Source organism: Nocardia sp. NPDC046763 (assembly GCF_040645495.1).
In the GTDB taxonomy this organism is placed as follows: domain Bacteria; phylum Actinomycetota; class Actinomycetes; order Mycobacteriales; family Mycobacteriaceae; genus Nocardia.
In genome coordinates this window covers 158,761-164,760 of record NZ_JBEYYI010000021.1, presented here as the reverse complement: position 1 = coordinate 164,760, position 6,000 = coordinate 158,761, and the positions used below count along the sequence as shown (strand labels likewise).

General features: G+C 69.6%; 7 protein-coding genes. 4 read left to right on the top strand and 3 right to left on the bottom strand.

The window, feature by feature from the left end:
* Positions 1 to 210 precede the first annotated feature (210 nt).
* The gene (locus tag ABZ909_RS29805) at positions 211 to 780 is read right to left on the bottom strand and encodes a TetR/AcrR family transcriptional regulator (RefSeq protein ID WP_357005972.1); all 570 of its coding nucleotides are present in this window, start codon (positions 778 to 780) and stop codon (positions 211 to 213) included.
* A 39-nt stretch (positions 781 to 819) separates the two neighbouring features.
* On the opposite strand from ABZ909_RS29805, the gene ABZ909_RS29800 reads away from it, so the two are divergent.
* Positions 820 to 2,064: a KasA/KasB family beta-ketoacyl-ACP synthase gene (locus ABZ909_RS29800; protein WP_357005969.1), complete on the top strand. Its 1,245-nt coding sequence runs from the start codon at positions 820 to 822 to the stop codon at positions 2,062 to 2,064.
* Positions 2,065 to 2,099: 35 nt separating this feature from the next.
* On the opposite strand, the gene ABZ909_RS29795 is transcribed toward ABZ909_RS29800, so the two are convergent.
* Positions 2,100 to 2,513 carry a hypothetical protein gene (locus ABZ909_RS29795; RefSeq protein WP_033091132.1) on the bottom strand — a complete coding sequence of 138 codons (414 nt, stop codon included), beginning with the start codon at positions 2,511 to 2,513 and terminating at the stop codon, positions 2,100 to 2,102.
* Positions 2,510 to 2,791 (bottom strand): hypothetical protein, encoded by a 282-nt coding sequence (locus ABZ909_RS29790; RefSeq protein WP_357005965.1) that lies wholly within the window; start codon positions 2,789 to 2,791, stop codon positions 2,510 to 2,512. Before ABZ909_RS29790 ends, ABZ909_RS29795 begins: the two co-directional genes overlap by 4 nt.
* A gap of 213 nt (positions 2,792 to 3,004) precedes the next feature.
* Here ABZ909_RS29790 and mtnA point away from each other — a divergent pair, with 213 nt between their 5' ends.
* From mtnA to mtnC, 3 genes are read left to right on the top strand one after another with little or no spacing between them, the layout of a single operon-like run.
* Complete coding sequence (gene mtnA / locus ABZ909_RS29785) at positions 3,005 to 4,666, top strand: S-methyl-5-thioribose-1-phosphate isomerase (RefSeq protein WP_357005962.1); 1,662 nt, start codon at positions 3,005 to 3,007, stop codon at positions 4,664 to 4,666.
* A gap of 33 nt (positions 4,667 to 4,699) precedes the next feature.
* Positions 4,700 to 5,278 (top strand): cupin, encoded by a 579-nt coding sequence (locus tag ABZ909_RS29780; protein WP_357005959.1) that lies wholly within the window; start codon positions 4,700 to 4,702, stop codon positions 5,276 to 5,278.
* The gene (gene mtnC / locus ABZ909_RS29775; RefSeq protein WP_357005956.1) at positions 5,275 to 5,958 is read left to right on the top strand and encodes an acireductone synthase; all 684 of its coding nucleotides are present in this window, start codon (positions 5,275 to 5,277) and stop codon (positions 5,956 to 5,958) included. The genes ABZ909_RS29780 and mtnC overlap by 4 nt, the downstream gene beginning before the upstream one ends.
* Positions 5,959 to 6,000 lie beyond the last annotated feature (42 nt).

Here is a 6,000-nt window from a genome sequence, read left to right as displayed (position 1 = left end):
GCCGGCCTGCTGCCCGTCAGCGCCGGCTACCTCAGCGACGCCGTCGGCCTCTCCACCGGCGCGACGACCTTCGCGCTGACCCTGCTGACACTGTCGGTGCTGGCCGCCGCCGCAATCCTGCGCAATCGCCCTGCCCTCACCCCCGCCTGACCCGCCGGCATGCCTTGGCGCAACACCGCTTCCGGTGTCGCACCAAGACATGGTCGCCGTTCACGAGGGCGTGGGGATGGCCTGGGCTATGAGCAGGTTCACGGCGCGGTGGACCCGAGTGGTGTCGCCGGTGACCCACCAGTCCTGGATCAGGCCGCGCATGCCCGAGATGAGCAGGGTGGCGGAGGCCTCGGGATCGGGGATGGTGGGGTCGATTCGGCTGAGGGACCGGTTCATTGCGGTCACGAGCACCAGGATGGCGTCGGTCGCGTAGGCCTTGAACGGGCTGTCGGGGACTGTGGCGGCTCCCAGAACCTGAAGCAGCACCGGGAGGCTGGTCGCGAACTGGCCCGCGGTATTGATCGCGAAGGACGCCGAGAGTCGCTCGCGGAGGACCTCCGCGGAGTCGACGCCCGAGAAGAGGGCGGCGATGTCGGGGCGCTGGGTTTCCAACGCGGCGACCAGCATTGCCTCTTTCGTCCCGAAGTAGTGGATCAGCATGCGGGAGCTGGTGCCCAGGTATTCCGCCAGCGGGCGCAGGGAGAGTTCGGCCAGGCCGTACTCGGCGATGTAGGCGATGACGCCTTCGAGGAGCTGAGCGCGGCGGGCGTGGTCGAGTGGGCGGGGCACGGGTTGACTGTATCGGGTGGTACAGGTATCCATGTCAGCATGAGTGTAGCGATTGGTACAGAAACTCGCAGGGGCGTCGTGGTGACGGCAATGGCGGCAACCACCTGCCTGGGGGCCGATCTCGACACCACCTGGTCGCGACTGCTGGTGGGAGACAGCGGGATCGGCACGCTCACGGACAATTTCGTCACCGACAACGACCTACCGGTGCGGATCGGCGGGCGACTGGTCGCGCAGCCGGGGGAGCAGTTGACCCGGATCGAGCAGCGGCGGATGTCGTTCGTGCAGCAACTGGCACTGGTGTTGAGCCGGCAGGTCTGGCGGGAGGCGGGAGCGCCCGGGGTCGAGGCGGAACGGTTGGCGGTCGCCGTGGGCACCGGACTCGGCGGCGGCGAGGCGCTGGTCAATGCCGTGGACCTGCTGAAGACCGGGGGCTACCGGAAGGTGCCGCCCATGACGGTGCCCATGGTCATGCCCAACGGCTCGGCGGCCACCGTCGGATTGGAGATCGGGGCGAAAGGCGGCGTGTACGCACCGGTTTCGGCCTGCGCCTCGGGCGCGGAGGCCATTGCGCACGGCTGGCGGCTGATCGCCACCGGTGAGGCCGACGTGGTGGTGGCGGGCGGCGTCGAGGGGCACATCGACGCGGTGCCGATCGCCAGTTTCGCCATGATGCGGGCCATGAGCACCCGCAATGACGAACCCGAGCGCGCCTCACGGCCTTTCGACAAGGACCGGGACGGGTTCGTGTTCGGCGAGGCGGGCGCGCTGCTGGTGCTGGAGTCGGAAGCGCATGCGCGGGCGCGGGGTGCGCGGATGCTCGGCCGGGTCCTCGGCGCGGGCATCACCTCCGACGGCTACCACATCACCGGCACCGCGCCCGACGGTGACGGCGCCGCCCGCGCCATGCGCAAGGCCCTCGCCACGGCCGGCCTGACCGGCCCGGATATCGACCACATCAATGCCCACGCCACCGGCACCCAGATCGGCGACGCCTCCGAGGCGAAGGCCATCATGACGGTTGCGCCGCATGCCTCGGTATACGCGCCCAAGTCGGCCCTCGGCCACTCCATCGGCGCGGTCGGCGCCCTGGAGGCCATGCTCACCCTGTGCAGCTTGAACGAGCAGATCGTCCCGCCCACACTGAATTTCGAGACCCCGGACCCCGATACCGAGCTGGATGTGGTGGCCGACAAGCCGCGCCACCAGGAGCTCCGGTACGCGCTGAGCAACTCCTTCGGCTTCGGCGGCCACAATGTCACCCTCGCGCTGGGACGCGCCTGATCGATAATCCCTGGGCCGAAGCTCGATTCGAAAGCTCAGGGCAACTTGTCCGTCTGGACACGCGGGTCCAGCTTGCGCAGCGTATCGGGGCGGTCGGTCAGACACGGCCAATCCCGGCTCACCGCTTCGAGCGTCGCATGGCCCGCCGGAATGAGTGCGTCGGCGTCTGGGCGATCGGCGAGCGTGTCGCCCAGATGATCACTGGCCGGGCGGTCGAGCGGCTGGATGACGGTGTTCGGCAGGTCCAGCAGCACCGAGAGGATGTCCAGGCGGCCGGGCGGAATCAGGGCGCGGGCCGCGGCGAGCGCAGTGGCCGGGACGATGATGGTGTGGCCCGCGTCCGCGGTCGCCCACACCACCGATTGCACGTACGCCACACGATGCGCCCAGGCGGTCAGCGCTGCGGTGTCGAACACGACACCGCCCAGCGTCGGGGCGGCGGGGGTCATGCCGCGCCGGCGCGGTCGCCGGGATCCTCCTTATCCGATAAGGGTGGCAACCCCTGGACGGCACGGGCGCGATTGATCAGATCCAGCGGCGGGCGGCCGCCGAGCGCGTTCTCCAGGCGGGCCAGGGATTCGGCCCGATCGACCCGGGCCTTCACGGATTCGGCGACGAACGCGGAAATCGAGGCGATGCGGCCGGCACTGCGCCAATCGTCGAGGGTGGCGGCGATCTCCTCCGGCACCGTCACGGTGATCTTGCGGGTACGACGCGGTCTCGCCATACCGCGATGGTAGAGCGGTATGGCCCGCGGACGCGAGCTGACATCGCCGAGAGATGCAATACCCGCTCCCGGCACATCCCGCACGAAAACCGGCCATTCGGATTGCGCTGATCCGAAACCTACCGGTCAGACGCGGGTCCGAGTTCGATACGGTGGAGTGTGCCCACAGCCGTGGGCGTCGACGCAATTCTCCAGTCAAGAGGACAGAACTAGATGGATCAGAGTTCGATCGCGTGGGCCGACGGTGCGCTCGTCACCATCGACCAGCGGGCGCTACCGCACGAGATGCGGGAGCTTCGGATCACGACGGTCGACGAGGTCATCGATGCGATCAAGACCCTGGCCGTGCGCGGCGCGCCTGCGATCGGCGTGTGCGGCGCGTTCGGTGTGGTGATCGCGGCCCGTGCCGCCACCACCGATGGCGTGGTCGACACCGGGCGCGTCGAGGCCGAGGCCGCGCGTATCGCGGACGCTCGGCCGACCGCGGTGAATCTGGCCTGGGGTGTGCAGCGCACGCTGGCCAGGCTCCCCGAGGGACTGCAGGCCATGCTCGACGAAGCCCTCGACATGCTGGCCGAGGACGGGCGGGTGAACCTGGCCGCCGCCACCGCGGCCGCCGACCTGATCCAGCGGTTGTGCGCGGACCGCCCGCTGCGGCTGCTCACTCACTGCAATACCGGCCGCCTGGCCACCACCGCGTGGGGCACCGCCATCGGCGCGCTGCGGGTCCTGCATCAGCGGGGCGCGCTCGCCGAGGTGATCGTGGACGAGACCCGCCCGCTGCTGCAGGGCGCGCGCCTGACCGCGTGGGAGATGGCCGAAGCCGGTATCCCGCACCGGCTCACCATCGATTCCGCCGCCGCGTGGGCCATGGCCACCGAGCAGGTGGACGCCGTGATCGTGGGCGCGGACCGGATCACCGCGGACGGGTCCGTCGCCAATAAGATCGGCACCTACATGCTGGCCATCGCGGCGCAGCACCACGGCATTCCGTTCATCGTGGTCGCGCCGGAATCGACGCGGGACATCTCCACCGCGACGGGCTCGGACATCGTGGTGGAGCAGCGCACCGCGGCCGAGGTGACCGGATTCGGCGGCGTCGCAACGGCTCCCGAGGGCACGAAAACGTTCAACCCGGCCTTCGACGTCACCCCGGCCGAGCTGGTGACCGCCGTGGTCACCGAGTTCGGGGTGCTCGAGCATCCGGCCGCCGCACGGACTTCCGCTTCGGCGGCCACCACCCTGAAGTCGGCGGCGGGCGCGGAGATCGCGGAGATCGCGCGCGGCCTCTACGCCAGCGGCTGGATGCCCGGCACAGCCGGCAATATCTCGGTGCGCCAGGGCGATACGGCCCTCGTCACCGCCAGCGGGTTGTCGAAGGGCGAGCTCACCGCCTCCGACATGGTGAGCGTCGCCGTGGTCGACTCCGAGCCCGTCGATGCTTCCGGCCGCAAGCCCTCGGCGGAGACCACCATCCACACCGCCGTCTACCGCACCCGCGGCGCCGACGCGGTGGTGCACGTGCACCCGCCGCACGCCACGGCCGTCTCGATCACGACCGCCGGATCGGGCGTCACCACAGCGCGTTTCGCGGGCTATGAGCTGATCAAGGGCCTCGGTTCGGCCCGACCGGATGTCATCGACATCCCGGTGTTCCCGAACCACGCTGATGTCCCGCAGATCGGCGCGGATATCGAGAAGTACCTGACCGAGCATCCGGAGGCCCCGCCGGTGCTGTTCATCGCCGGGCACGGCATCACCGCCTGGGGTTCGAGCCTGGCGCAGGCGCGCGATCGCGCGGAGTGCCTCGAGGCCATGTGCGAGCTGACCACATTGACCGGACACCGCGAGATCCCGGTGGGGGACCATGTTTGAACTGAATACAGCGTTCCGAGAAAGGGACCTCCGATGACTCTGTTGCAGATCATGTCCGACAAGGACGCCGGTGATGTCGTCCTGCGCACCGACGATGACGCGGTGATCGCCGCCGAGCTGGGCAAGCGCGGCATCACCTTCGAGCGCTGGCCGCTGCTCGAGGGTTTCAGCCCCGCCACCACCACCGAAGAGATGCTGGCCGAATACCAGGGCCGCATCGACGAATTGAATGCCGACGGCCGCTACAAGTTCATCGACGTGGCGCGTATCCACCCCGACGACAGCGATCCGGAGTGGCCCGCCAAGGCGGGCGCCGCGCGCACCAAGTTCCTGGACGAGCACCGCCACGCCGAGGACGAGGTCCGCTTCTTCGCGGCCGGCGCGGGCTGCTTCTATCTGCACCTGGGCGAGGAGGTGCTGGCCACCGTGTGCACCGCGGGCGATCTGGTCTCGGTGCCGGCGGGCACCCTGCACTGGTTCGACATGGGCACCCGGCCGGAGTTCGTGGCCGTGCGCTTCTTCGAGGAGGAGGACGGCTGGATCGGCGATTTCACCGGCGACAAGATCTCGTCCGGCTTCCCGACCCTCGACGAGCTGCTGGCCCCGGCATGATCAAGGCGGTCGTGCTCGATATCGAGGGAACCACCAGCCCGACCAGTTCGGTGCGGGAGGACCTCTACGGCTACACCCGCGACCGGCTCCCGGCCTGGCTGGCCGAGAACACCGGCGGCGCAGCGGATCCCATCCTCGAGGCCACCCGCGCCCAGGCGAACCGCCCCGACGCCGACGCTGCCGAGGTGGCCCGGATCCTCATCGAGTGGCTCGACACCGACGTGAAGTCGGAGCCGCTCAAGGCCGCCCAGGGCATCATTTGCGCCGAGGGCTTCCGCAACGGGTCCCTGCACGGTGAGTTCTTCCCCGACGTGCCGCCGGTGCTGCGCGCCTGGCGCGACGCCGGTCTGGAGCTCTACGTCTACTCCTCGGGTTCGGTTCGCAATCAGAAGGATTGGTTCGCGTTCGCCCGGGACGGCGATCTGTCCCCGCTGATCAGCGGGCACTTCGACCTGTCCACGGCGGGCCCGAAGCGCGAAGCCTCCTCCTACGAGAAGATCGCGAGCGCCATCGGCGTCCCCGCCGACCGGATCCTGTTCCTGTCCGACCACCCCGACGAGGTGGACGCCGCCGTGGCGGCGGGCTGGCAGGCCATCGGCGTCACCCGCCCGGGCGAGCCGAACAGCCCGCGCGGCCCGCACCGCTGGATCGGCGACTTCGCCGACGTCGTGCCCAACTGACCTGCTGCACAAGCGAAGACGAGGCGAGCCCGTCCGGATTTC

Excerpts from the sequence above, each read along its gene's own strand:
- ABZ909_RS29800 (WP_357005969.1), top strand. The coding sequence starts at position 820 with ATGAGTGTAGCGATTGGTACAGAAACTCGCAGGGGCGTCGTGGTGACG.
- ABZ909_RS29790 (WP_357005965.1), bottom strand. The coding sequence starts at position 2,791 with ATGGCGAGACCGCGTCGTACCCGCAAGATCACCGTGACGGTGCCGGAG.
- ABZ909_RS29795 (WP_033091132.1), bottom strand. The coding sequence starts at position 2,513 with ATGACCCCCGCCGCCCCGACGCTGGGCGGTGTCGTGTTCGACACCGCA.
- mtnC (WP_357005956.1), top strand. The coding sequence starts at position 5,275 with ATGATCAAGGCGGTCGTGCTCGATATCGAGGGAACCACCAGCCCGACC.
- ABZ909_RS29780 (WP_357005959.1), top strand. The coding sequence starts at position 4,700 with ATGACTCTGTTGCAGATCATGTCCGACAAGGACGCCGGTGATGTCGTC.
- mtnA (WP_357005962.1), top strand. The coding sequence starts at position 3,005 with ATGGATCAGAGTTCGATCGCGTGGGCCGACGGTGCGCTCGTCACCATC.